Source organism: Arthrobacter sp. Soil736 (assembly GCF_001428005.1).
In the GTDB taxonomy this organism is placed as follows: Bacteria; Actinomycetota; Actinomycetes; order Actinomycetales; family Micrococcaceae; genus Arthrobacter.
In genome coordinates, this window is the sequence record NZ_LMSB01000034.1 from 278,120 (window position 1) to 301,609 (window position 23,490).

The following is a 23,490-nucleotide window of genomic DNA, read 5'->3' on the forward strand; positions in this document are numbered from 1 at the left end:
CAGACCTACGATCCTGCACCGGCGGATTCGATGGACTTCTGCATGTCTGACAGTGCAGTGTCCACGGGCTTCTCGCCCTTGATGGCTGAGTACGCGTTTTCCTGGATGGCCTTGGTTACCGCCGGGTAGAACGGGGTGACCGGGCGGGGAACGGCGTTCTCAATGGACGTCTTCAGGACCGGCAGGTACGGAAGCTTGGCCACAAGTTCCTTGTCGGTGTACAGCGACCCCAGCACGGGGGCCAGCGAACCCTGGGTTGCGTAGAACTTCTCGGATTCTTCCGAAGTCATGAACTTCAGGAAGTCCAGGGCAGTGGCCTTGTTCTTCGAGTAGACGCTGACAGCCAGGTTGTGGCCACCCAGCGAGGAGGCGCCGGGGCCGCTCGCGCCGGGGATCGGTGCGATGCCGAGCTTGTCCTTCACCGCAGACGAACCCTCGGTGGTAGCCAGGTTGTAGACGTAGGGCCAGTTGCGCAGGAACAGCAGCTTGCCGCTCTGGAACGCCTGCCGGCTCAGTTCCTCCTGGAAGGTGATGCCTTCCCTGGGGATGTTGCCGTCTGCGTATGCCTTGGCGAGGTTCTCCAGGCCGGCCTTGGCCTCGGGGGTGTTCAGGCTGGGCTTGCCGTCCTTGTCCAGGACCGATCCGCCGGCTGAGTTGATGGCCTCGGACGCGTTGACCGTCAGGCCCTCGTACTTGGTGAACTGGCCGGCGTAGCAGCCGATGTTGTTTTTCTTGGCGATGGAACACATGCTCATCATCTCGTCCCACGTCTTGGGCGGCGTGGGCACCAGGTCCTTGCGGTAGTACAGCAGAGCGCCGTCAGAGGTCTGAGGCGCGGCATACAGCGTGCCCTTGTACGTGCCACTGTCAACGGTTGGCTTCAGCATGGCGCTTGTGTCAATTGCCATCTTGTCCTTGAGCGGCTGCAGCCAGCCCTTGGCGGCGAACTCTGCTGTCCAAACGACGTCAACGTCAACAACGTCGTAACCGGCGTCCTTGGCCTGGAAGTGCTGCACGATGTCATCATGCTGCTGGTCGGCCTGGTCCGTCTGTTCCTTGAACGTGACCTTCTCGTTGGGGTGCGCGGCGTTCCACTTGGCGACCAGCGGCCGGACCACGTTGCTGTTGTCCTTGCCCTGCACGTACGTGATGGGACCGCGCCCGTCAAGGCCGGCCGCGGCGTCGCCGCCACCTGCCGGGGTACCGCCTCCGCCGCCGCCACAGGCGGAGAGCGTCAGGGCGAGAATGCCGGCAGTTGCTACCGGGAGTAAGAACTTCGGGGTTTTCATTGGCAGGAGACTCCTCGCTGAGTGACATGAAAAAAACACGGTGCGGTTGATGTGGTGACAGTCACACTAGTAACGTTGCCGTGAGGAATGCAAGCGTTTACACCTAATTGTTACCGGAGAGGCAACCATGACCCATCGCCCTACTTCAACGCCCGGTTCCGACATCACGGCGTGGTGGGCCAGCGCCGTCGTCTATCAGATCTATCCCCGCTCCTTCGCTGACGGCAACGGGGACGGCATGGGCGATCTCCCCGGTGTGACGGCGCGGTTGCCCTACCTTCAGAGGCTCGGCGTGGACGCGATCTGGCTGTCGCCGTTCTACAAATCTCCCCAGGCGGATGCCGGCTACGACGTTGCCGACTACCGACAGGTGGACCCCATGTTTGGCCGGCTGAAAGACTTCGACGGCATGTTGCGGAAAGCTCACAGCCTGGGCCTGAAGGTCATCGTTGACCTGGTACCGAACCACACTTCTGATGAACACGTCTGGTTCCAGGAGGCTCTGGCGGCCGCGCCGGGTTCGGCCGAGCGGGAGCGCTACATGTTCAGGCCCGGGAAGGACCAGGTGGCGGGTTCCGGCGACGGAAACCTGGCGCCGAACAACTGGAAATCCATTTTCGGCGGTCCGGCGTGGACGCGGACCACGAATCCGGACGGATCTGCCGGCGACTGGTACCTGCACCTTTTCGACACCAAGCAGCCCGACCTGAACTGGGAGAACCCGGAAGTCCAGGAGGAGATGCGCTCGGTGCTGCGGTTCTGGCTGGACCGCGGAGTGGACGGCTTCCGCGTGGACGTGGCGCATGGCATGGTCAAGGAGGCCGGGCTCCCGGACTGGGACGGCGTGGCCGCCATGGTGGAGGGTTCGTCCGAGGCCGGGCACCTGCCGGACGCCCCGGGCGCGCATTCTGAAGCGGTGGAGCCGCACACGGCCCACCATCATCATGACCGCGCCGCCGACGAGCGCTCCGGAGAGGACGCCGGGCACCAGCCAGTATCACCGTTGTACCCGCCGTCGCCCTTCTTTGACCAGGACGGCGTGCATGAGATCTACCGTGACTGGAACCGCGTGCTGGCCGGGTACGACGGTGACCGGATGCTGGTGGCCGAGGCCTGGGTGGAACCGGCGGAACGCCTGGCGCGGTACATCCGCAAGGACGAGATGCAGCAGGCCTTCAATTTCGATTTCCTCCTGGCCGGCTGGGACGCCCAGCGCATGGCGGTCGGCATCGAGGACTCCCTGGAGGCGGCCGCGTCGGTAGGGGCGCCGTCAACATGGGTCCTGAGCAACCACGACACCGTGCGCCACACCAGCCGCTTCGGACTGGCGGACCCCACCACGTTCCCGAAGGGCATTGCCGCGGAGGACGAGCAGCCCGATGCCGTGCTGGGCCTGGCCCGCGCCCGCGCTGCCACTTTGGTGTCCCTGGCGCTTCCGGGTTCGGCCTACGTGTACCAGGGCGAGGAGCTGGGCCTGCCGGAGCACACGACGCTGCCGGCCGAGGCCCGCCAGGACCCGACGTTCTTCCGCACCAACGGCATCGAGCGCGGACGCGACGGGTGCCGTGTCCCACTGCCATGGAAGTCCGGCGAGCCCGGCTACGGCTTCGCCGACGCCTACACCGGCGGGTCGTCCGACGGCGGATCGGGTCACCGCCCGCCGTCAGCCCCATGGCTGCCGCAACCCGAGTCGTTCCGCGACCTGGCCGCGGACCGGCAGGACGGCGTCGAGGGTTCAACGCTGGAGCTGTACCGCTCGGCGCTGTCGTTGCGCAAGAGCCACGGCCTGGGTTCGGGTTCGTTCTGCTGGGCCGACATGCACGATCCCGAGCTGGGCGTCCTGGCCTTCCAGAACCGTGACATCCTGGTGATCGCCAACATGGGCACTGAGCCGACTCCCGTGCCTGACGGTTACCGGGTGGCCCTTTCGAGTGCCAGTGCTGGCGCCGCCGAACCAGCCTTCGACGAACCGGCCGTTGTCGGGGCTGTTGCAGGACGGTCGGCGTTGGGCGCGGCCGCTGCGGCATCCGGAGTCCAGGCAGGTGGAACCGCGGATACCGCCGTCATTGCCCCCAACACGGCCGCGTACCTCGTGGCCGGTTAGCCCCGCGCTCCGCCTCATAACCGAAGAGCGCTGCGTTCCGAAAGGAACGCAGCGCTCTTCGGGGCTCCGGCGGGACGGTGCACGCCGGACGCTTCTACAGGGACGCGGCAGGTGAGCCCGCGGACCCGGTGGTCCCGCTAGTTGCCGCCCTTGAACAGGCCGGCGATCCTGGCACCGAGGCCCTTGACGTTCTCGGCAACGCCTCCCGCAATTTCCTTGGCATTCCCGGCAACGTCACTGGCAAGTTCCTTGGCGTTGTCCGCAACATCTCCGGAGAGGAATTCTTTGACATTTTCCGTGGCCTGGCCGGCGAATTCCTTGGCGTGGCCGGCTGCCTCACCAGCAAATTCCTTCACATTTCCGGTTGCCTCACCGGCAAATTCCTTGGCGTGGCCAACCGCGTTTTCGAGTCCGTCCTTGGCAGCCTGGTTTCCTGATACTTCATCGCTCACAGTGTTCTCCTTGTCGACGGGCTTGGCCGGGGTGATGGCCCGGCCAGGGCAGTGGCGGCACGGGGCAACCACCGGCCCTCGTGTTTCAACCTAGGGCCTTGATGATCCCCTGGCCAAACCGTCCGGCCATGACGCGTCATGAGGCAAAGAATGCTAGGTCAACGGACGCGCTCCGCACGGCTGAAGCGGGTGCGGGCACCCGCGGCGATGTGCACCAGCACCGGCGTCCGCTGGCCCACCACGGTTTCCAGTGCGGCCACCAGTGCCGAGGTGTCCGCGGCGAGAACCTGCGGTGGCACTCCCGGCCTGGGGTGCAGTCGGATCTTTAGGGCAGGCTGCCCGCGGACCTCGTACGTGGCAACCGTGGCACCCGCCACGTCGGGGCGTTCAGCCAGCGCATTCTTCAGCGCCTGTTCGGCCACGCCGCTTCCGATCCGTATGTCGCCAGGAACGCCGCCAGGGTCCTCGGCAGCCAGCAGGAGGTCGGTGCGGCCCTTTCCCTGCTGGGCGACCCAGGCCACCATGAGGCCGATCAGCACAACCAGGACCAGGGCCAGGACGATCCAAAGCCAGCTTTCCGTCCGGCCCGGGAACCGCGTGCCCTCAAACACCCGGTTGGCGCCGTCCCACACGCTCCGCGACCAGGACTGCCACCACGTCCCGACGGCGGGAACAGTGGCCAGCAGCATGAGCAGGATCCCCACCGACAGGAGCTTGAATCCCAGGATCCCGATGAGGATCCTGTTGAGGATCCTGGGCGTGCTGGTCATGCGCCGATCACCCCCGACATCGCGAGATTGATCCGTACCTGGGGCATGGGAACCGGTGCCATGGAACGCAGTTCGTCCTCGACCGCCTCACGGATTGCGTTCTCGCTGACCGGCACGCCGGACGTGGGGCGGACGTTCACTACGGCCTGCCGCTGGGACACCACCACCATGACCTGTTCCTGGGTGACGTTCGCCGCCAGCCGGGCCCGGCGCGCAAGGGCTGAAGCGATGATTTCGTCATCAACCACCACGGCTATGCGCGGGTCCTCAAGCAAGTGCCGGGCCCGGCGGCCCGGCAGGACGGCGCTGAGGAAGAAGAACAGACCCGCCGCTGCGGTCACGGCCCCCGTGACCCCCAAGAGGAGCGGAGGCATTCCGCCCGGCAGCGCGACGATCCGATCCGCCGCCGTGTGGGGATCGATAAGCCAGGGCGGCTGGCCGATGGCGCGCACCCCGGACTCAAGGAGTGCGTAAAGGCAGAGGAGAACCACCAGGGCCGCGGCGAGCCCGGCCGCTGCCGCACGGGAGGAATGCGTCTCCCGGCGCAGGACTCTCTTCATATCGAACGGGGCGGCATGCGCCGGGCCGGCCGCGCCCTCTCCGGGTACGTCCCCCGCCTCGCTCTGCTGTTCAATGACGGAACTCAACGAACCCGGCCCCTCTCCGTGACGTGCGCCCCGCTGATGCGGATGTCCACCCTGCTCAACCGTGCACCGCTGAGTTCGGTGACCTTGGTAAGGATGTCGGATTTGGCGGAGACGGCCCTCTGCCAGATTGACCCGCCGAACACTGAGACACGTTCCGGATCGCGGATAACGGCCGTCAGGCCGGGAATCTTGATAGGCGTGACGAGAGACAAAGCCAGCAGGCCGTCGTCGTCCGACCACTCTGCGCGCACGTCATGGGCCGGGACGCCCAGGGATTCGGCGGCGGCGGCCTTGGCCAGGCTGGTGAGGGCCTGGGTGCTGATCCGGTTGTGGCCGCTGTACAGCCGGCTCGGCGTGGCTGCTTCGGCTGCCTGGCTCATGATGAGGAGCGCCGGCCGCTAAGGGCGTCGATGACGCTGCGCAGGTCCAGTTTCCCTTCTGCGGCGCGGCCCAGGAGGGCACCGATGCCCATGAACAGCAGGGAGACCAGGAAGCCCCACAGACCGAACTGGAGGGACATGAACGCCACGAACGCACCGATTGCGATGCCTACGACCGTCAGGCTCACAGGACCGCCTCCCTTTCAGTCACAGCCGGCGCCCCCGCGGGCTTCGGCGGCGGCGCTATGTAAACGTCGTTGATTTCGACGTTCACTTCGATGACCTGCAGGCCAACGAGTTTTTCGACCGCCGAATAGACGGCCGCCCGGACCTGGTTGGCCAGGGAATGCAACGGCGTGCCGTATGCCGCCACCAGCGTAATGTCGACGGCAACCTGGGTCTCGCCGACCTCGGCGTGCACCCCGGCGGCATGGTCCGAGCTGCCCACGGCGTCGCGGATGGCGCCCAGCGCCCGTGAGGAGCCCGTTCCCAAGGAATACACTCCGGGCACGGCGCGGGCGGCAATTCCCGCGACCTTGGCCACTGCCGTCTCAGAGATGATGGTGCGGCCGCCGGCCGCGGGCCGGCTTAGGGCCGCCTCCGCGCGGACTCCGGCGGAGGGTTGTGGGTTCTGGTATTCCATCAGGCGCTCCCCTTCTGTTGAACACAACCCTATCCCTTAGGTCCGACAACGTCAGGGGCGCAGCGCGCCGGATTCGCCCGCAGTTCCAGAAGGTATCCGCCGGTGCTCTACGAGCAGTTGGCGGCCAGCCACTTGGTCACCGGCGCCATGGCGTTCTGGAACTGGCCGCTGGAATACACCGTCTGGTCTTTCAGGCCCGCCACGGCGACTTCGTCCAGCTTCGCGAAGTCGGCCTTCAGCGCATCCGGAACGCGCTCTGCCGTCTCATTGAGATCCGCCTTCTTCTGCTCAAGTTCCGCGGTCTTTCCCTGGGCAGCCGACATCGGCAGCAGCGAGGCTCCGGTGGCCTGCTCGGAGATGGCAGCGCACGCCTCCGCGGCTGAGGCGTAGCCTCCGAACGGGCCGGACGACGGACTGGCTGAAGCCGAAGGGCTGCCGCTTGACGAGGGGCTGCTGGAAGAGGCCGACGACGGCGCGCTGCCGGCTGTCGGGGCGGAGCATGCGGTGAGTGCCGCAACGGCGAAGAGGGCGGCGGCGGTCAGCGGGCGTGCAAGGTTTTTCACAGTTCACATTCCTGGATAGGTTGTGCCGCCAGTGTCGGCGGCCTGTCTGGCCAGGCGCGGGGCGCCCGGCCGTGTCCCCGGCGTGCGAGTCTAGCCCGGGCCGTAGCCCGCTTGCCAAGTTGACATTGCGCGCGGTCCTTGCAGCCCTCCCTTATATATAGGGAACGATCACGGCATTTAGGCGATATTCCGGAGACGGACAGGCCGGGCACGTAGCGCCGGTTAACGAGGAAGGCGCCCGGATGGGATCCGGGCGCCTCCGCAGGTTGCTGCTGTAGTACTGGGTTACTTGTAGAGTCCGGCTCCGCCAACGTTGACGTTGGTGGGCAGGTAGCCGAACGGGCCGAGGCCGTTCTGGCCGAAGCTCCGGTCAACCTTGGACACGCCGTCCCGGAAGTTGATCTTCACGGTGGGCGACAGGGAGCCGCCGCGGACGCCGTTGACGTTGTCGATGAAGGACTGGACCAGTCCACCAGGCTGCACGTAGTGCGAGTAGGCCTGGAACTGGCGGCCGTTCTGGAGCGGGTTGGGACCTTCCGGAGCGTTGGCCGGCATGTTCAGGTCCGTCGGCGAACCCAGGGCCAGGCCGCTGTTGTTCATCGGCTGGTAGTCCGAGCGCACACCGTCACCCACGAAACCGTAGACGCCGTCGGGGCCGCGCATGCCTGCCGCGTAGGTGAACTGGTGGCTGATGGTGAACAGGTAGTACTTGTTCTTGCCGCCCTCATTCTGGATGAAGATCTGCGGGCGCTCAGTCTGGTCGTTGACGCAGTTGGCGGACAGGAGCGGGGGCAGGAACTTCCACTTGGTCAGGTCCTTGTTCTCGGCCACTGCCAGGCCGACGTTTGCGGTCTGGTAGTAGGCACCCGTGCTGTTGACCTCGTTGAGCTTCTCGGCGTTGGCGTCGCCCTTGGCATAACCCAGGTCAGCGTCCTCGCAGCGGTAGTCGCCGCGCTTGCCGCCGGTGTTGCCTTCGAAGACCATGAAGGTCTTGCCGGGGTGGGCCGGGTCCGCGAACGTGTAGGGGTCGCGGAAGGCGAAGCCGGGGTTCTGCGCCTTGTTCTGGTACAGCTTTCCATCCGGCTCGAGGAGCTTGGTGTGCTGGAAACCGTCGAACGTGACGCCGTTCTTGTCGGCGTGGATGTTGCCCAGCGCCTTCGCGATGACGGCGTCGGGGGCGATGCCGCCGCCGCCGGCGTTGCGCTCTGCCCGGTCGTAGAAGGTGGTGGCCGTGTAGAACACGTTCACGTGGTCGCCCTGCATCAGGCGAGTGGAGCCGGACCACTCCGTGTTGCCGATGGAGGTGTTGTCCAGGAACAGGTGTCCGCCGTAGTTCCACTTGTCCTTGGCCGGATCGGCGTTGGTCTTGCGGAAGAAGTAGCCGATGCGGGCGTTCCAGTGGCGCTGGTCGAAGCCGTAGCCGGCGTGGCGGTCGGCGACCAGCGAGAAGATGACGTCGTAACCCTTGTAGCTGATCTGGTTGGCGTTCTCATCGGTCAGGGACCAGGTGTCCCAGACCCACACGTCGTCGTTCATGGCGGGGAAATCCTCAGGGATCTCCGGCATGGTGACGTCCGGGCTCATGGAGTTCTTGCCCGGAGCGACGGTGGAGTCGCTCTGAGCCATGATCTGCTTGGCATCCGCACGGGTCCACTTGGAAGTGTAGTCGGCCGCCGGATCATAAGCCTTCTGCGTGTGCTTGGTAGGCAGGGGGAAGCCCGGGGTGGGGGCGGGCATCTGCGTGTTCGACGGCGGATCCGACGGTTCGTTTGCCTGCGCCGAGGGCACGGCGAGGAACGTGGTGGCCGCGACCGCGGCCGCCAGAGCTGCGGCGGCGGGTCGCCACCGCAGCTTCAGGGGTGTGTTGGGGTGCTTGTGCATGTTTTGCTCTTCTCGCGGAGTTACATTTCGTGGAAGACGGGCATGTGCCCTTGTCCCCGCGCACTCCGGAGGTCCCGATGACACGGCAGGCGTCATCGAGGACGCCGTTGTGTCGAGGGGAAACGGGGCTTGGGTAGGGCCCCGGTAAGGCGGCTTAGGAGGTTGTGCACTTCCCCGGCCTGGACTCCACGGTAGACAACGTTGTCGACCGAGTTCAACCCGGTTTTCAGCGCCCCCGGAAGACCGGCGAGAATAAGTGCAAGCGCTTACATTTACGTTGGCGCGCGCGTGCCACATCGGGCCCGCCGATTCAACTGCAGCTTAATAAATCTGCTTTATATCCGTCATTCATCATTTGTTTACCCGTCCATTGCTCCACAACTGCCCTTTTCGGCCGCAAAAGGGCCGTTGTGGAGCACCCGATTACCCGGGAAAAGACTCCGGGGTGTGTCGAAGATCCCTTCCATCCCCCAGGCGTCCAGCTAGTCCAGCCGGTGCAGCTCCCGGGGCGGATCCGCCGGTTCTACCGGCGCGCGGATGCCTGCGCCCGCCGGTAGATGAAGTACTCGGCCACGGCGAGGTTGATCACCCACGCTGCCCCCAGGAGCGCCGCCCGGGTCAGCTCGCTGGGCGGGCCGGCCAGGAGAATCCAGGGGATGGATACCAGGGCCTGGGTCCCCGCGGCGATCCCGATGGCGTAGCCACGCGCCATCCAGGCACTATGCCTGACGAAGTCCCGGCGCCGAATCGCGAGAAGCCCCAGGGCAATGCTCACCACCATGCCCGAGCCGAAGATGAGCCGCAGGACGAGGAGTACGTCGCCGTCGCCTTCCGGGAGGTCGTAGAAGACCGCCATCCACAGGCCTGTGAGGCCTACGAGCAGGCCCGCCGGCACGAGAATGCGCCCGGCGACGCGATGCCAGCTGAGCCTGCCGCGACCGCCCCGGCGAAGTGACGGGACGAACTGGAACGCCCCCAGCAGGCTGTAGACGATGGCAGCGGGAATGTGGATCAGCACGGGTACGGGCGAGTCGAAGAACCTCGCGTTCTGCGGTGTCACCGCGGCACCGGCCGTCAGCTCGGTAAGACGCACCGCCCCGAAGACCACCGGTATGAGGCTGAGCAAAATCAAGGCGGCGGGCACGGGCCACTGGACCTGTGGACGGCGGACGGGCGCCGGGGCGCCGATGGTTTCCGTTGGCATGTCGAGTCCTCCGCTCAGTGAGTGTACGGCGTACACCTCATGTGTCCCGAGGGTAGGTGTACGCAGTACACTTGTCAAGGGAACGCTGCTAAGGGAGGCTGGTCCGGATGACCCAGCAGGTGGAAGCTACGCGCCGTGTCCCCTTGAGCCGGGACCGGGTACTGGACGCCGCCGTCGCGCTTGCCGATGAGGTGGGCATCGAGTCACTCAGCATGCGCAGGCTCGCCCAGGAGCTCGGCGTGGTCCCGATGGCGCTGTACAAGCACGTCGCAAACAAGGATGAACTTCTCGACGGCATGGTCGACGCAATCGTCCGGGAGATCGATCCGCCGGTCCGCGATGCCGGCTGGAAGTGCGTTGTCCGGCTGCGGGTTCTCTCGGCGAGGCGGGCCCTCCTGCGGCACCCTTGGGCCCGGCGGGTGCTCGAATCCCGCACGAACAGGACGCCCGCGGTTCTTGGGTACATGGACTCGTTCATCGGCATGTTCCTGGCCGGAGGGTTCTCCGTCGATCTCACCCACCATGTCATGCATGCCCTCGGCAGCCGGATGTGGGGGTTCACCCAGGAGTTGTTCGACGACCCGGCAAGCGGGAATCCTGCCGCTATGGCGCCGGAAGCGCAGGCCGCCGTGTTCCGTGAGATGGCGGAGCGGTATCCGAACATACTGAAGGTCGCCACGGCCGCCAGGCACGACGACGGATCGGTCGCCGGGCAGGGCTGCGACGACCAGTTTGAGTTCGAGTTTGCCCTCGACCTGCTGCTTGACGGCTTCGAGCGGCTTCATGAGCAGGGCTGGACGTCGCAGCGAGCGAACCTGGTCGGCGGCGCACCAGGGGATAGCGGAGGCCCGCCTAAACCTAGGCCCGAGTCCGTGTGACGGGGACAGGCCGTTCGCCTTCGGGCGGAATTTCTTCGGCCCGCCCGTGGCGTCTTTCGGGGGCAGGCAGCGTCAGAACGAAGAGGCTGCCCGCGACCAGCGCGGCACCAACCCATGCCAGCGCCGGCAGGCGCTCACCCACCACCACCACAGCCAGGACGGCGGCCACCACTGTCTCAGCGAGGGATATGGTGGTGGCCATGCTGGCGCGGACGCGGGCGAGGCCCCAGCCGAACAGAACGTAGCCCGCAAACATCGGGACAAGCGCCATATATGCGCCGACCAGCAAGTTCTGCCAGGAGGCGAGGAGTGGCGATCCCGTGATGGCCAGCACGGGCATGAGGAGCAGCCCGCCTATGCCGAAGACGGCCCCCATGACTGCCCTCGAGGGCACCCCCGTGTTAATCAGGCGGTGCGCAGCCCAGGAGTACAGCGCATACGTGAGTCCGGCAATGAGCCCCAGGCCGATGCCGGCGGACGCGGACCAGCCCGAATCAGTGGCCGACGCCGGATCAGCCTGCCCGGCTTCCGCGAAGCACAAGAGCACGGCACCAGCGAGACCGAGCAGCGCACCCGCCGCCCACCGGCCGGTAAACCTTCTCCGGTCCATGACCCGCTCAATGACGGCGGAGGCGAGCGGGGCCGACCCGATGGAGACAACCGTGCCAACCGCCACGCCGGCCAGGTGCATTGAAGAGTAAAAGGCGAGGGGGTACGTTGCGACGGCCAACGATCCCAAAGCCACCGTGGGCCACTGGCTGCGCAGGGATGCCGAGAACGCGATGATCGATCGGGCCGCGAACGCTGCCTGCAGCAGGCCGCCCAGGCCCATTGCTACCGCCCCGATCGCTAGCGGGCTCACGTCGGGGGCGAATGTGGCTGCGGTACCCGTTGTGCCCCACAACACCGAGGCGGCCAGCACAAACAACGCACCCCACGCGCTTCCCTTGAAACCCGTGCCCATCACAGGGCGCCGATCAGGGCGGCCGCGATCTGGCGGGCTTCCTGAATGCAGTGGTCATTGCCCTCAAGGCCCGCGCGGGCCATCGAACCTTCAAGCAGGAACGCCAGGTGCCGGGCAATTGAATGGGCCCGCTCAGGTGAGTGCGGGAGGAGTTCGGCCACATGCTGCGATATCAACGCCTCAACCTCCTCCTTGTGGCGCCGGACCGCCGTCCTTCCGGGGTCCCCGGCAGGCAGCTCGGCCGCAGCGTTGAGCAGGCCACAGCCCCGAAAGCCACGTTGATAGGCCAGATCGGCGTGGTCCGCATAGGCGTCGAAGACCGCAAGGACGCGTTCCCGGGGGCTGGTGGTCACCTCCATCCGCGTCCGGTACAGCCCCATCCACTCCTCGTGGCGGGCGGCCAGGTACGCCGCCACCAGGTCAGCCTTCGAGGAAAAATTGTTGTAGAGGCTCTTTTTGGCCACGCCCGCCTCGGCCGTAATGGTGTCAATACCCGTTCGGGCCAGGCCGTCGGCATAGAAGCGCCGCGAAGCCGCTTCGAGCAGGGCGTCGCGGGCACGCCTCTTGGGAAGGCCGCTTCCCGGTGTCATCGGTTTCTCGGTCATGTGTGGTCCTCGCCGGCCTCGCAGGTACAGTAGGTAGACCAGTCTACCTACTTCCGCTCTTGAAGGCAACGAAAAAACCCCGCAGCTCCCGTGTAAACACGAGGAACTGCGGGGTTTTAGCTGCCCAGCGTTGAGCTTGCCGAAAAGTGGCTCCGACCGGCGTCGATCCGGTGACCTTTCGATTTTCAGTCGAACGCTCTACCAACTGAGCTACAGAGCCTAGGTGACTTGTCACCATGACAGCCGGAATTTCTTCTGGCAATCAGAGCGACCCTGACGGGACTTGAACCCGCGACCTCCGCCGTGACAGGGCGGCGCGCTAACCAACTGCGCTACAGGGCCTTGCTTGTTTCTTGCTGTTCACAGTATCGCTACTGCAATTTTTCAAGGCCTTTAGCCTACCAGACTTTTTGGTCCGGTTTGACCACTTCCTTGCGTACCCCCAACGGGATTCGAACCCGTGCCGCCGCCGTGAAAGGGCGGTGTCCTAGGCCGCTAGACGATGGGGGCCTGAACTCAATCCGGCTCATTCAGGGCAAAAATAAAGGGCCGAAGCCTTTCGTTTTTGTCCCTCCGAGTTGCTCCGAACTGGACCTCTAAAACTATAGGGCCTACGCCGGGAAATTCCAAAATCGGCCCGGCAGCCTCCGCGGCGGCCCCCGCGCCGGGCGCGGCAGAATGGCAGTTTCTTGCCTAGAGGTGACCGATTTCCGCCAGCCCCGGGACGCTGAACAGGACTAGATTGTCACCATGGCAACCACCGCCGACACCAGCTCCCTGCACCCCGCCGATCCCCACGAAGGATCCGCCGCTGCAGCGCCCGCCCCATCCACCCGGCAGCCCAAGCGGCCCGTCAACAAACTGGGCGTCGCCGCCGTCGTTGTCACCGTGGTGCTCTGGGCCTCCGCTTTCGTCGGCATCCGCGCCGTCGGCCCCAGCTTCTCCCCCGGCTCCCTGACGCTCGGGCGGCTGGCGATTGCCGCCGTCGTGCTCGGCGCGGTGGTTCTGCCCACCATGCGCACGCTGCCCCGGGGACGCGAGTGGTGGCCCATCCTGGCCTACGGCGTCATGTGGTTCGGCGGGTACAACGTGGCCCTCAACGCCGCCGAACACCTGCTCGACGCCGGAACCAGCGCGCTGCTGATCAACGTGAACCCCATCCTCATCGCGGTGATGGCTGGCCTCATCCTCAAGGAGGGATTCCCGCGCTGGCTGATCATCGGAAGCCTCGTGGCGTTCGGCGGCGTTGCCGTGATCGCGCTCGGTTCGGGGCAACGGTCGACGGCGGACGTGGCCGGCGTGCTGCTGTGCCTCCTCGCCGCCGCACTTGCGGCCGTCAGCGTCATTGTCCAGAAGCCCGTGCTGCGGAAGTTTCCCGCCGGGCAGGCTACGTGGTTCGGGATCATGGTGGGCCTGGTGTGCTGCCTGCCGTTCGGCGGCCAGCTCGTGACGGAACTGCAGGCGGCGCCGCTGCCGGCAACCCTGGGCCTCGTGTATCTCGGCATCTTCCCCACCGCCATCGCGTTCACCACCTGGGCCTACGCACTGTCGCTGATCGACGCCGGGAAGCTGGCCGCCACTACCTACCTTGTTCCCGGCACGACCGTCCTGATCTCGTTGCTGGTGCTGAGCGAAATCCCGACCGTCTGGGGGCTCGTGGGCGGCGCAATCTGCCTGGTCGGCGTGGGGCTCACGCGGCGGAGATCCCGCTAAAGTTTGGGTATGCCTGCAAACCTGCCGCCCGGACTTCCCATCGTCCCGGACGGCGACGGCGAACCCTCAGGCTTCGACATGTCGGAAGCCGATTTCGAGGCGGCCGTCAGCGACGCCCTGAACAGGATACCGGCGGAGGTGGCGCGGGCCATGGACAACGTGGCGGTCTTCATTGACGATGACTACACGCCCCAGCCGGGTGAGGACCCGGACACGGTGCTGCTGGGACTGTACGAGGGCGTTCCGCTGACCGAGCGGGATTCGTGGTGGGGCGCGGGATCCCTGCCGGACCGGATCACCATTTTCCGCCAGCCCATCCTGGACATCTGTTCCTCCCGGGAGGACGTGGTGGAGGAAGTGGCCGTTACGGTGGTCCACGAGATCGCCCACCACTTCGGAATCGACGACCAGAGGCTTCACGAACTCGGTTGGGACTAGCCTTGTAGGCATGGGACACGACCACAACCACGCGCACGGTGTCACCGCGACCGGGAAGCACCGCAGCCGACTGGTTGCGGTCCTGTCCATCACCTTGGCCGTGGTCTTCATCCAGGTGATCGGCGCGGCGCTATCGGGGTCCCTGGCCCTGCTTGCCGACGCCGGACACATGCTCTCCGACGCCGCGGGCGTGTTCATCGCGCTCCTGGCCGCGTGGATCGCGGCCCGTCCGGCCAGCGACCTGCGCACCTACGGCTATCAGCGCGCCGAGGTGCTGGCCGCCCTCGCCAACGCGCTCATCCTCGTGGTGATCGCGGTGGTCATCTTCACCGAGGCGATCCGCCGGATCGGTTCCGCGCCGGAAGTGCAGACGGACATCATGCTCTACGCCGCCGCCCTGGGCGCGGCCGCCAACCTGGCGTCCCTGCTGATCCTGCGCCGGGCGCAGAAGGAAAGCCTCAACGTGCGCGGCGCCTACCTGGAAGTGCTGGGCGACCTCCTGGGCTCGTTCGCCGTCATTGTGGCGGCGCTGGTGATCAAGTTCACCGGCTTCCACGCAGCCGACACCATTGCATCGGCACTCATCGCCCTGATGATCCTGCCGCGCGCCTGGCACCTGCTCCGGGACGTGGTGGACGTCCTGCTGGAAGCCACACCCAAGGGGGTGGAGGTCCGGATGATCCGCGAGCACATCCTGTCCGTGGCCGGCGTCGTGGCCGTCCATGACATCCACATCTGGACCATCACGTCCGGTGTGCCCGTTTTTTCCGCCCATGTGGTGGTGGAGGATGCCGTCCTGAGCGCCCGGGGCGCGGACCAGGTCCTGGACAAGCTCACCACGTGCCTCGGCTCCCACTTCGACACGGAACACTGCACCTTTCAGCTGGAACCGGCCAGCCACTCCGAGCACGAGTCCCGCCAGCACGCCTGACCGCGCCGTAAGGGGCCGTTAGGGCGGCCCGCGGTCTTCTGCCGCTCCCGCCGCGGGTGACACGCCCACGGAAATTCCGCCGAATGACACTCTTGTGGTTTATGTTATTGATGTGACTCGTGTTGCCAAAGTGGCACATGGGCACGTAGCCTCGGTGCTGCTGGGTGATTTGCAGAGGGGCACTTTCGTGCCGCCTCCCTACTCGTTCGTCCCGGCCCCGAACGCAGCGAGGTTTGCGAATGAGTTTGACCGGAACAGGCTGCAAGGCCGCCGTGCTGTGCACCGCCGTCGTACTTTTCGGAACGCTCGCGGCGCCCGCGCACGCCTCGCTGGTGCCCCCGGCCACCGCGCCGGCGCTGGTGGTTCCGGCGGCGGAGATCCCCTCCCCCGGCGACATTGCCGCCGCCAAGTCCAGTGAAAGCGCGACGGCGGCGCAGGTCACCCGCATCGAACGCATCCTGGCGGATGCCGCCTCCGCACAGGAGCTGACCTTCGCGCGGACCCTCGAGGCAAACAACGCCTACAGCGACGCCCTCGTGGAGCTCCGGACCCGGACCGACGCCGCCGCCGTGGCGACCGCCCGGGCCGCGTCCGCTGACAAAGAGCAGGCAAAGAGCCGCAAGGAGATCGGCCAGCTGGCGGGGGACCTTTACCGCAACGGCGGGCTGAACCCCGCGCTGAGCAGCTTCGTCGCCGGCAAGGGTGACGTCCTGGAGCAGGCGGCAACGCTGCAAGCCCTCTCAGCCGGCCGCAGCCGTGCCTTCGAAACGGCCGAGACCACCGCTTCCGCGGCAGAATCACTTACCGCAGCCGCTGCAGACGCCCGGCGGGCGGCCGATGACGCCGCCAAGACCGCCGAATCGCTCAAGGCTGCGGCAGAGCAGGCCAACGCGGCCCAGCTGAAAGCCGTGTCCGAGGCCAAGGCGCAGCGGACCGTCCTGGTGGGGCAGCTCGCCTCGCTGAGACGCACCACGACAGCTCTTGAGTCGGCAAGAATCGACGGTCTGGAACGGCAGCGGCAGCAGGCCCGGCTCGCTGCCATCACGGCCGCCGCGGATCAGGCTGCAGCGGAACAGGCGGCCACGGTAAGCGGCGATCCGGCCTCCCCGCAGGCCCAAACTCCTGCCCGGGCGGCAGTTCCCGCACCGGCAGCCCTGGCGCCGACAGCCGCAGACCCGGCACCCGCACCGGCCCCGGAGCCTGCCCCCGCACCGGCACGGCCCGCTCCGGTCCAGTCGGCTCCCGTGGTTCCGGTTCCGGCTCCACAACCAGTCCAGCCCGCCCCCGCACCGTCACCGGGAGGCACCAACCAGACCGCCATTTCCGTGGCTTTGGGCAAGGCGGGAAAGCCCTATTTCTACCAGTTCGGCGGCACCGGAGCCTACGGTTTTGACTGCTCGGGTCTGGTTCAGAGCGCCTTCGCCGCAGCCGGAAAATACCTGCCGCGCACGGCCGCCGAGCAATTCGCCCAGGCACCCGTCCACGTTCCCCTGTCCCAGGCGCAGCCGGGTGACCTCCTGGTCTGGGGATCGGCTCCCGGTTTCTACCACGTGGCCATCTACCTGGGCGGCGGCAGGGTGGTGCAGGCCCTGAATCCGTCTGCCGGGATCACCGTGACGGACCTGAGCATGATGGCCGGCATGCAGCTCTATCCGGTGGCGGCGCGGTACTAGCCTCTAAGACAGCACCGCTAAGACAGCACGTCCTTGCTGACGAACCGGCCGTAGGCCAGGGCGCCGAACACGGCGATGTAGCCGGCCTGCAGCATGGCGTTGCTGGTGAAGGAATCCCACCCGATGGGCTGGCGCAGCAGGTCCGCAAATCCGAACCAGTAATGGCTGAACAGCCACGGGTGCAGCCACTCCAGCTGGGGCAGCTGGTCCAGCACCTGCGACGCGACGGACAGGACGATCGTGGCGGCCATGGCTCCCACCGGCACATCCGTCAGCGTGGACAGGAAGAGCCCGATCGCCGACAGTCCCAGCAGGGACACCGTCTGGTAGGCGGCGATCAGCAGCATCCTGTTCAACGCCTCGCCGGGCTGCACCACATCGCCGGACAACAGCGTCACCGGGCCCACGGGGAACAGCGCCGCCCCGATTCCGGCGCCGGCGAGCGCCACCGCCAGCGGAGCCGCAACGCAGAATGCAACCGCGCCTACATACTTCACGAGGAGCAGCCGCACGCGCCCGGCGGGAGCCACGAGCAGGTAGCGGAGGGTTCCATGGCCGGCCTCGCCGGCGATGGTGTCGCCAGCCACGACGCCGATGGTCAGCGGCAGGAACAGCGGCACCGCGACGATCAGGGCGGTCACTCCGACGAACAGCCCGTTCTGCGTGATGCGGTCCAGGAATGCCGGCCCCCGGCCCGGCGGGACCGCCGTGGAAAGGCGGACGACGACGGCGATCATCACCGGGATCGCGGCGAGCGCCAGCAGCAGGGCCTGGGTCCTCCCGCGGCGGAACAGCTGCTTGAGCTCCGAGGCGAGGAACGATCGGCTGGACGCCCGCTGCCGTGGCACGGAACCTTCCCGGCCGGACTCCTTTGCGGTCCTGGAGCCGTGTTCGGACACCTGGTCACTGCGCGACATCGAATCCCTCCCCCGTCAGCGCCACGAAGCGGTCCTCAAGGCTGCCCCGCTCCACGGCGAAGCCCCGAACCCTCACACCGTCCGCCACAAGCGCGGCCACGATTGCTTCCGGCGCCGCCTCAAGCGCCGCGGCCGCATCCCGTTCGCCGGTCCCGCCTGTTCCGCCAGCCCCGCCAGGGTTGCGCGAGCCGTTCGGGGACAGCGCCCCCGCGCTGCCGGGAAGGACGGATGTGATGACGGCGTCGGCGCCGTCCGGGTGCCCGATGACCGGAGTCATGCCGAACCGGACCAGCACGCCCGAGGCCGCGCCGGCGTCGGGCGTTATCAGGCGAAGCTGTGCGGTGCCCGCCTGGCGGAGCTCGGCCAGCGGACCCTGCGCCACCAGGCGCCCCACGCTCATGATGGCCGCATGGGTGCAAATTTGCTCCACTTCAGCCAGCAGATGGCTGGAGACGAAGACCGTGGCACCGTCTGCGGCGAGGGACCGGACCAGGCTGCGCACCTCGCGGGTGCCCTGGGGATCCAGCCCGTTCGTGGGTTCGTCCAGGATCAGCAGTTCCCTGCGGGAGAGCAGGGCATTGGCGATTCCCAGCCGCTGCTTCATGCCCAGCGAATAGGCGCGCACCTTCTTGCGCGCGGCGTGTGACAGCCCCACCCGGTCGAGCGCTTCCGCCACCCGGGCCCGCCGCGTGCCCGGCGAAGCGTGGCGGTCGGCGGCATCAAAGCGGTGCAGATTTGCGGCCCCGGAGAGGAACGGATAGAAAGCGGGCCCCTCGACGAGGGCGCCCACCTGCGGCAGTACCTCGTCCAGCTTGCCCGGCATGTCCTGACCGAGCAGCCGCACCGACCCTGCTGTCGCTGCGGCCAGGCCAAGCATCATGCGGATGGTGGTGGTCTTGCCGGAGCCGTTGGGACCCAGAAAGCCAAAGACGGAACCCTGCGGCACCGCCAGGTCGATGCTGTTCACCGCAAGCTGATGGCCGAAGCGCTTGCTCAGCCCCGTGGTCTCAATGGCGAGTCCGGCGCCCCGGTCAGCGGAAGTCACCTCGCGGCAGCAGCGGCCTGCAGCCGCTCCAGAGGCACCGAGCCAACGAACATCCGGCCGTCGTCCGTCAGCAGGACGTTCAGCAACGACGTGGAGATCGCCCGGCCGCCGGGCACGGCGACTGTTGCCTGGCGGAGAAGCGGATCGTTCAGCAGCGTGTCGACCGACGGCGCCCCGGCCGCCGCGGAGTTGGCGCGAGCCGGGAAACCGACCACCGTCTCCCAGCCGGTGCCGGTCACGGACGGAGCCCCACCGGCTGCAGCGGGCGCCTTCCGGTCATTTTCCAGCTTGCCCAGTTCGTCCTTGCCCAGGCCTGAGGTTTCCCTGCCCTGCTGGCCCAGGTCCCGCTTGGCGTAGCCGGACGACGGCAGCGCCAGTTCCTTGACCGAGGCGCCGGGCGGAGGCGTGAAGTTGAAGATGGCAGCATCCGGGGCCTCAAGCTTGAGGCTTGAGAATGCCGTCCGGAAGGCGGGCTCCTGCTGCCCGCGTGCCCGTACTTCCACGCTCAGCGGCAACCCGTTCTCGCCGTCGACGGCGACAGCCACGGATTCCACCAGCGTTCCCTGCGAGCGCGGAGTGAGCACCAGGTTGTAGGCTGCCCTGCCGGCCACTTCCACGTCCCCGCGCACGGCCACGTCCGTGGAAACGTCAACTTTTTCAAGCATCCGGGCGGCCAGTTCCTCGGGCGTTGCCACACTGCCCGGCATCCGGGAGCCACGGTCCTGCTTGCCGGACGCAATGCCCGGAAGCGTCAGGTGCGTGGCGGTATTGTCCTTGGAGTTGTACAGCCAAACCTCGTTGCCCTGCCGCACCGCGTCCCGCTCAGCCATTCGGTCCATGACCTGGATCCGCACCTTGGCGGGTCCGTCGACATAGACCCGGGCGCTATGCGGACCTGTCAGCAATTCCGCAAGGGAGCCTGCAGCGGGGCCGCTGCTCGGCCCTACCTGGGGAACGTCGGGCAGGCCGAGTTCGGACGTCTGCTCCACCGTTCCGGACAGGGCCTTGGTGGTGTGCTGCCCGATCATTGCCAGCACCTGCGCGGGAGTCTTGCCGGGCAACGGATCGCGGGCGCTGGCAGGGACGGACCCCGCCAGGACTCCGGCAGCGATTACAGCAGGTACGGCCACGGCGGGCATCCACCGCAGCCAGGTGGGCGTCATCTCAACTCCGATCCGTGGTCGCAGCTCATATCCTCAGGGTACGCCTCGGCCCAGCGCGTGGCAGCCCCCAATTCGCGCTGCCGCTTTCGCAGGACCACGCGGGGGGGAGTGGGGCGTCGGGCTGTTCACGCTCGCAGAAACGGTGTTCCCGCCGATCCCCAGCGAGGTCATTCTTCCTCTTGCGGGGTTCCTGACCCGGCAGGGATCCCTGAGCCTGCCCCTGGTCTTCGTGACCAGCACGCTCGGGGCATATGTGGGCGCCCTGGCGCCGAAGCGGGATCTGGAACGGGGCCCTGATCGGGCTGGGTGTCCTGCTAGGCCGGCAGTACTCAATGGTGGAGCAGTACTCCCGCTACCTCAACTATGCGGTCTATGCGGCGCTGGCAATCGTGGTGGTTTGGCTCGTGGTGCGGTACGTCCGGCGAAGGAAGACGGCGGACGAACCGAAGTAAGTGGCGGTCTTCAGACCCCGGCCACCCTGCTGCCGGCAGGCACCACCGTGCCGGCGGCGCCGTCGACCGTTACTTCCTGCCCCGTCCGCAGGACGGACGTAGCATCGGCGACGCCCACCACCGCGGGGATCCCGTACTCCCGGGCCACCACGGCGCCGTGCGAGTTGGGGCCGCCCATTTCCATCACGAGGCCGCCGGCCGTGAGGAACAGCGGGGTCCAGCCCGGATCGGTGGACGGGGCCACCAGGATCTCGCCCGGTTCCAGGTGCGCACCCACCGGGTCCAGGATCACCCGGGCCGGGGCCGTCACCGTTCCCGCCGACGCCGGGCTCCCCGCCAGGGCGCCCTCGACGGCAGTCCCCCTGGCAGAAGCCAGGGTTTCCGGCTCCGTCCCGTCGGACAGCAGCAGCCGCGGGATATGGCGCCGCTCCAGCTCCAGGTAGTAGGCCCCCTGGCGCCGCGCCACGAGCTCCTGCATATCCGCGCCGTCCAGCGCGGCCCCCGTTTCCGCAAAGTCCAGGAAGAAGACGTCGTCGGCGCGGGCGATCCGCCCTTCCGCGGCCAGCGCCTTGCCCACCTCGGCCAGCTGCCGCCTGACCTCCGCCAGGGCCACGACGATCTGGTACTTCGGAAGTTCGCGCAGGCCGACGAAAAGCCGGGCCCGCCGCAGCGCCGCCCGGACTACGATGCCACGGAGACGTCCCCTGGAACGCGCCTCCGCCACCAGCCGCGCCATCTGCGCCTCCGCTTCGGCTTCCGCCCGGCTGAACTGCCGGTCCGGAGAGAGCGCCGGGTCATCCAGCCGCAGGTAGTTGGCGAGGACACCCAGGATGTGGGTGGGGTCGTCCCGCCACCGCGGCATCCCGACGTCGATTTCCGCAACGGCCCGGTGCCCGAACCGCTCCAGAAATGCGGCCAGGCCGGACTGCGCCACGGCCGGCAGTTCGCCGGCACTGAAATGCTGAGCCAGCAGCGCGGGCGGCTGCCCGGTCAGCACCCGCGAGGATTCGTCGTCGGCACGGATTGCCGTGGCAAGCCGCCACAGCTCCAGGTCCATCTCCGTGGTGACGTTGTTGGGCAGTCCGCGGAGAACCGGCTGGAGCTCAGCCCACGTCTTCCGCCCGGCCTCCCGCTGTCCTTGCCCCTGCCGCCGGCCTCCCTTGAGCAGCTTTCCGGCGAGGCCCAGCATCGCAAAGCCGAGCGCGGGAAGCGGGATGATGGCCGGGACATTGGGAAACAGCCGGGAGAGCACCTGCTCCGCGTGGTCCAGCCGCTGCCGTGGCGAAGCGCCGCCGGGGAGTTCCAGCGACTTGTTGAAATCCTTGGTGAACCGGTCCACGCGCCGCAGCGCGGCTTCCGGCCGGAACAGCGCCCGAAAGAGGGTTTCAGGCACCCGGGCGCGCGCGGCCACAGGTGCCACGTGTTTGATCAGGCCCCAGGGCGTGCGGCGGGTGATCGAGAACCGGGGATCGGCGAACACATGGCGCAGGAGCACTGCGGAGCGCGCCTCCATGATGTCGAATACCCTGGGGACGATCCGGCGGCCCACCGTGCTCCGCGCCACGGTGGTCAGGTCGAAGAAGATGCGCTGGCCTGCTTCGGCATAGGGAGGGGGGCCGCTCCGCGCACTGGGAACATCGAAGCCTGCCTCGGCCGCCACGGCGGCCGTGATGCGGCGGAAGGCGGCGAGGCCCATGGGGGTGATGGGCCGGGTCAGCCCCTGGGCCAGGCTGAAGCACAGGTAGATCCGGGTGTCGTACTCCGACACCTCGCCACGCAGCACCTTGTCCGCCAGCGGGTACAGCGTGGTGATGGGACGGGACTGGGTCAGCCAGGCCTTGCCGGCGGCGTCGATCGCCCACTCCGTGTCCTGCGGCGCCCCGTAGTGGTCCTCGGCTTTGCCTCCCAGCGCGGCGAGCTCCCGGACCTGCGGGTCCGTCAGGCAGGGCTTGTCCCCCGCGGCCGGCTGGTCGATGCTCTCGGTGCCGCCCCCGGACAGCGGGCGGATGACCAGGCGTTTGTCTCCGACGCGGCGCTCCAGGATCCGGCCGGACGCGGTGTCCACCACAAAGTGGTCCGGGTTCACGGCCCCGGACACCACGGCCTCCCCCAGGCCCGGGCTGGCATCGATCACGGATTCCCGGCGTCGGCCCGTCACCGGGTTTGCCGTGAACATCACCCCCGCTGCCGCGGCGTCCACCATGCGCTGGACGACGACGGCGAGCTCCACCGTGGACGGGTCAATGTTGCGGCTGGCGCGGTAGGCGACGGCGCGGTCCGTCCACAGGGAAGCCCAGCAGTCCCGGACTGCCGCCAGCAGCGCATCCGCGCCCACGACGTTCAGGTAGGTGTCCTGCTGGCCGGCAAAACTGGCGAAGGGGAGATCCTCGGCCGTGGCTGACGACCTGACCGCGACCGGAACGCCCGGTCCCTGTCCGGAGCCCGGTCCCTGCCCGGAGTCCAGCGCCTGATAGGCGGACAGCACCTCGCTGGCGATCTCCGGCGGCAGTTCGGCCGCGGTGATCAGCCCGCGGGCCCGGGCGGCGAGCTCGGCGAGGGCGTCCAGGTGGTCCGCCGGGGTGGCCTGCAGGTCACGGTGCACTGCGCCGAGTCCCAAGGGCGCCATGGCTTCAGCGTAGGCGCCGGTGGTGAGGCAGAAGCCGTCCGGCACCGGTAAACCGGCGGAGAGAAGCTCGCCCAGGTTGGCGGCCTTCCCGCCCACCTGCGGCAACATGCGTGCGTTGAGGTCGCCGAGGCCGAGCACCCTCCCGCTCATGG

Annotated in this window: 22 protein-coding genes, 3 tRNA genes and 1 pseudogene; 7 read left to right on the plus strand and 19 right to left on the minus strand. The window is 67.5% G+C overall.

Annotation, left to right across the window (positions count from 1 at the left end):
• Window positions 1–5: 5 nt before the first annotated feature.
• Complete coding sequence (locus ASG92_RS18280; RefSeq protein ID WP_056631366.1) at window positions 6–1,289, minus strand: ABC transporter substrate-binding protein; 1,284 nt, start codon at window positions 1,287–1,289, stop codon at window positions 6–8.
• A gap of 127 nt (window positions 1,290–1,416) precedes the next feature.
• Between ASG92_RS18280 and ASG92_RS18285 the strand changes: the two genes are divergently transcribed.
• Window positions 1,417–3,393, plus strand: a complete 1,977-nt coding sequence (locus tag ASG92_RS18285) for a glycoside hydrolase family 13 protein (protein ID WP_056631369.1) — start codon at window positions 1,417–1,419, stop codon at window positions 3,391–3,393.
• Window positions 3,394–3,530: 137 nt separating this feature from the next.
• On the opposite strand, the gene ASG92_RS18290 is transcribed toward ASG92_RS18285, so the two are convergent.
• The 9 genes from ASG92_RS18290 to ASG92_RS18330 all read right to left on the minus strand — a co-directional run bounded on the left by ASG92_RS18290 (window position 3,531) and on the right by ASG92_RS18330 (window position 9,933).
• Entirely contained in the window at window positions 3,531–3,845 is a 315-nt protein-coding gene (locus ASG92_RS18290) for a hypothetical protein (protein ID WP_056631372.1), read from the minus strand.
• A gap of 158 nt (window positions 3,846–4,003) precedes the next feature.
• Window positions 4,004–4,615: a hypothetical protein gene (locus ASG92_RS18295; protein ID WP_056631374.1), complete on the minus strand. Its 612-nt coding sequence runs from the start codon at window positions 4,613–4,615 to the stop codon at window positions 4,004–4,006.
• Entirely contained in the window at window positions 4,612–5,175 is a 564-nt protein-coding gene (locus tag ASG92_RS18300) for a DUF6286 domain-containing protein (RefSeq protein WP_240987212.1), read from the minus strand. Before ASG92_RS18300 ends, ASG92_RS18295 begins: the two co-directional genes overlap by 4 nt.
• 83 nt (window positions 5,176–5,258) lie before the next feature.
• Window positions 5,259–5,642: a hypothetical protein gene (locus tag ASG92_RS18305; RefSeq protein ID WP_056631381.1), complete on the minus strand. Its 384-nt coding sequence runs from the start codon at window positions 5,640–5,642 to the stop codon at window positions 5,259–5,261.
• Window positions 5,639–5,830: a hypothetical protein gene (locus ASG92_RS18310; RefSeq protein ID WP_056631385.1), complete on the minus strand. Its 192-nt coding sequence runs from the start codon at window positions 5,828–5,830 to the stop codon at window positions 5,639–5,641. The genes ASG92_RS18305 and ASG92_RS18310 overlap by 4 nt, the downstream gene beginning before the upstream one ends.
• A complete protein-coding gene (locus ASG92_RS18315) occupies window positions 5,827–6,285 on the minus strand; it encodes an Asp23/Gls24 family envelope stress response protein (RefSeq protein WP_056631387.1) in 459 nt (152 codons plus the stop codon). The genes ASG92_RS18310 and ASG92_RS18315 overlap by 4 nt, the downstream gene beginning before the upstream one ends.
• Before the next feature lie 107 nt (window positions 6,286–6,392).
• The gene (locus ASG92_RS18320) at window positions 6,393–6,848 is read right to left on the minus strand and encodes a hypothetical protein (protein ID WP_056631391.1); all 456 of its coding nucleotides are present in this window, start codon (window positions 6,846–6,848) and stop codon (window positions 6,393–6,395) included.
• A 285-nt stretch (window positions 6,849–7,133) separates the two neighbouring features.
• Complete coding sequence (locus ASG92_RS18325; protein ID WP_056631394.1) at window positions 7,134–8,729, minus strand: glycoside hydrolase family 68 protein; 1,596 nt, start codon at window positions 8,727–8,729, stop codon at window positions 7,134–7,136.
• Window positions 8,730–9,252: 523 nt separating this feature from the next.
• The gene (locus ASG92_RS18330; protein WP_056631396.1) at window positions 9,253–9,933 is read right to left on the minus strand and encodes a DUF2306 domain-containing protein; all 681 of its coding nucleotides are present in this window, start codon (window positions 9,931–9,933) and stop codon (window positions 9,253–9,255) included.
• A 107-nt stretch (window positions 9,934–10,040) separates the two neighbouring features.
• On the opposite strand from ASG92_RS18330, the gene ASG92_RS18335 reads away from it, so the two are divergent.
• Window positions 10,041–10,811 carry a TetR/AcrR family transcriptional regulator C-terminal domain-containing protein gene (locus ASG92_RS18335; RefSeq protein WP_056631400.1) on the plus strand — a complete coding sequence of 257 codons (771 nt, stop codon included), beginning with the start codon at window positions 10,041–10,043 and terminating at the stop codon, window positions 10,809–10,811.
• Here the strand turns inward: ASG92_RS18335 and ASG92_RS18340 are convergent.
• From ASG92_RS18340 to ASG92_RS18360, 5 genes are all read right to left on the minus strand, one after another.
• Window positions 10,792–11,775 (minus strand): EamA family transporter, encoded by a 984-nt coding sequence (locus ASG92_RS18340; protein ID WP_056631404.1) that lies wholly within the window; start codon window positions 11,773–11,775, stop codon window positions 10,792–10,794. The genes ASG92_RS18335 and ASG92_RS18340 overlap by 20 nt on opposite strands.
• On the minus strand, window positions 11,775–12,380 hold the full coding sequence (locus ASG92_RS18345) for a TetR/AcrR family transcriptional regulator (RefSeq protein WP_056631406.1): 606 nt from the start codon (window positions 12,378–12,380) through the stop codon (window positions 11,775–11,777). Before ASG92_RS18345 ends, ASG92_RS18340 begins: the two co-directional genes overlap by 1 nt.
• 147 nt (window positions 12,381–12,527) lie before the next feature.
• Window positions 12,528–12,600 (minus strand) — tRNA-Phe (locus tag ASG92_RS18350).
• A 48-nt stretch (window positions 12,601–12,648) separates the two neighbouring features.
• Window positions 12,649–12,722 (minus strand) — tRNA-Asp (locus ASG92_RS18355).
• A 95-nt stretch (window positions 12,723–12,817) separates the two neighbouring features.
• A tRNA-Glu gene (locus ASG92_RS18360) sits at window positions 12,818–12,890 on the minus strand.
• 240 nt (window positions 12,891–13,130) lie between these two features.
• On the opposite strand from ASG92_RS18360, the gene ASG92_RS18365 reads away from it, so the two are divergent.
• The 4 genes from ASG92_RS18365 to ASG92_RS18380 all read left to right on the plus strand — a co-directional run bounded on the left by ASG92_RS18365 (window position 13,131) and on the right by ASG92_RS18380 (window position 17,135).
• A complete protein-coding gene (locus ASG92_RS18365; RefSeq protein ID WP_056631408.1) occupies window positions 13,131–14,093 on the plus strand; it encodes a DMT family transporter in 963 nt (320 codons plus the stop codon).
• 9 nt (window positions 14,094–14,102) lie between these two features.
• Window positions 14,103–14,531, plus strand: a complete 429-nt coding sequence (locus ASG92_RS18370) for a metallopeptidase family protein (protein ID WP_056631411.1) — start codon at window positions 14,103–14,105, stop codon at window positions 14,529–14,531.
• A 10-nt stretch (window positions 14,532–14,541) separates the two neighbouring features.
• Window positions 14,542–15,462 (plus strand): cation diffusion facilitator family transporter, encoded by a 921-nt coding sequence (locus ASG92_RS18375; RefSeq protein ID WP_056631413.1) that lies wholly within the window; start codon window positions 14,542–14,544, stop codon window positions 15,460–15,462.
• A gap of 239 nt (window positions 15,463–15,701) precedes the next feature.
• Window positions 15,702–17,135, plus strand: a complete 1,434-nt coding sequence (locus ASG92_RS18380; protein ID WP_056631415.1) for a C40 family peptidase — start codon at window positions 15,702–15,704, stop codon at window positions 17,133–17,135.
• A gap of 17 nt (window positions 17,136–17,152) precedes the next feature.
• Here the strand turns inward: ASG92_RS18380 and ASG92_RS18385 are convergent, their stop codons facing one another.
• From ASG92_RS18385 to ASG92_RS18395, 3 genes are read right to left on the minus strand one after another with little or no spacing between them, the layout of a single operon-like run.
• The gene (locus tag ASG92_RS18385) at window positions 17,153–18,052 is read right to left on the minus strand and encodes an ABC transporter permease (protein WP_056631418.1); all 900 of its coding nucleotides are present in this window, start codon (window positions 18,050–18,052) and stop codon (window positions 17,153–17,155) included.
• Window positions 18,039–19,097, minus strand: a complete 1,059-nt coding sequence (locus tag ASG92_RS18390) for an ABC transporter ATP-binding protein (protein ID WP_056631420.1) — start codon at window positions 19,095–19,097, stop codon at window positions 18,039–18,041. The genes ASG92_RS18385 and ASG92_RS18390 overlap by 14 nt, the downstream gene beginning before the upstream one ends.
• Window positions 19,094–20,260 (minus strand): DUF2092 domain-containing protein, encoded by a 1,167-nt coding sequence (locus tag ASG92_RS18395; protein WP_056631423.1) that lies wholly within the window; start codon window positions 20,258–20,260, stop codon window positions 19,094–19,096. Before ASG92_RS18395 ends, ASG92_RS18390 begins: the two co-directional genes overlap by 4 nt.
• A 103-nt stretch (window positions 20,261–20,363) precedes the next feature.
• On the opposite strand from ASG92_RS18395, the pseudogene ASG92_RS27570 reads away from it, so the two are divergent.
• Window positions 20,364–20,712, plus strand: a pseudogene (locus tag ASG92_RS27570) (DedA family protein); the annotation flags it as partial.
• Window positions 20,713–20,722: 10 nt separating this feature from the next.
• On the opposite strand, the gene ASG92_RS18405 reads toward ASG92_RS27570, so the two are convergent.
• Entirely contained in the window at window positions 20,723–23,488 is a 2,766-nt protein-coding gene (locus ASG92_RS18405) for a PEP/pyruvate-binding domain-containing protein (protein ID WP_056631429.1), read from the minus strand.
• Window positions 23,489–23,490: the final 2 nt, after the last annotated feature.

What these genes read in the sequence shown, in the direction of transcription:
- ASG92_RS18315 (WP_056631387.1), bottom strand. Translation starts at nt 6,285, where the DNA reads ATGGAATACCAGAACCCACAACCCTCCGCCGGAGTCCGCGCGGAGGCG.
- ASG92_RS18340 (WP_056631404.1), bottom strand. Translation starts at nt 11,775, where the DNA reads ATGGGCACGGGTTTCAAGGGAAGCGCGTGGGGTGCGTTGTTTGTGCTG.
- ASG92_RS18345 (WP_056631406.1), bottom strand. Translation starts at nt 12,380, where the DNA reads ATGACCGAGAAACCGATGACACCGGGAAGCGGCCTTCCCAAGAGGCGT.
- ASG92_RS18280 (WP_056631366.1), bottom strand. Translation starts at nt 1,289, where the DNA reads ATGAAAACCCCGAAGTTCTTACTCCCGGTAGCAACTGCCGGCATTCTC.
- ASG92_RS18395 (WP_056631423.1), bottom strand. Translation starts at nt 20,260, where the DNA reads ATGACGCCCACCTGGCTGCGGTGGATGCCCGCCGTGGCCGTACCTGCT.
- ASG92_RS18285 (WP_056631369.1), top strand. Translation starts at nt 1,417, where the DNA reads ATGACCCATCGCCCTACTTCAACGCCCGGTTCCGACATCACGGCGTGG.
- ASG92_RS18385 (WP_056631418.1), bottom strand. Translation starts at nt 18,052, where the DNA reads ATGTCGCGCAGTGACCAGGTGTCCGAACACGGCTCCAGGACCGCAAAG.
- ASG92_RS18380 (WP_056631415.1), top strand. Translation starts at nt 15,702, where the DNA reads ATGAGTTTGACCGGAACAGGCTGCAAGGCCGCCGTGCTGTGCACCGCC.
- ASG92_RS18365 (WP_056631408.1), top strand. Translation starts at nt 13,131, where the DNA reads ATGGCAACCACCGCCGACACCAGCTCCCTGCACCCCGCCGATCCCCAC.
- ASG92_RS18330 (WP_056631396.1), bottom strand. Translation starts at nt 9,933, where the DNA reads ATGCCAACGGAAACCATCGGCGCCCCGGCGCCCGTCCGCCGTCCACAG.
- ASG92_RS18405 (WP_056631429.1), bottom strand. Translation starts at nt 23,488, where the DNA reads ATGAGCGGGAGGGTGCTCGGCCTCGGCGACCTCAACGCACGCATGTTG.
- ASG92_RS18305 (WP_056631381.1), bottom strand. Translation starts at nt 5,642, where the DNA reads ATGAGCCAGGCAGCCGAAGCAGCCACGCCGAGCCGGCTGTACAGCGGC.
- ASG92_RS18300 (WP_240987212.1), bottom strand. Translation starts at nt 5,175, where the DNA reads ATGAAGAGAGTCCTGCGCCGGGAGACGCATTCCTCCCGTGCGGCAGCG.
- ASG92_RS18335 (WP_056631400.1), top strand. Translation starts at nt 10,041, where the DNA reads ATGACCCAGCAGGTGGAAGCTACGCGCCGTGTCCCCTTGAGCCGGGAC.
- ASG92_RS18325 (WP_056631394.1), bottom strand. Translation starts at nt 8,729, where the DNA reads ATGCACAAGCACCCCAACACACCCCTGAAGCTGCGGTGGCGACCCGCC.
- ASG92_RS18295 (WP_056631374.1), bottom strand. Translation starts at nt 4,615, where the DNA reads ATGACCAGCACGCCCAGGATCCTCAACAGGATCCTCATCGGGATCCTG.
- ASG92_RS18375 (WP_056631413.1), top strand. Translation starts at nt 14,542, where the DNA reads ATGGGACACGACCACAACCACGCGCACGGTGTCACCGCGACCGGGAAG.
- ASG92_RS18370 (WP_056631411.1), top strand. Translation starts at nt 14,103, where the DNA reads ATGCCTGCAAACCTGCCGCCCGGACTTCCCATCGTCCCGGACGGCGAC.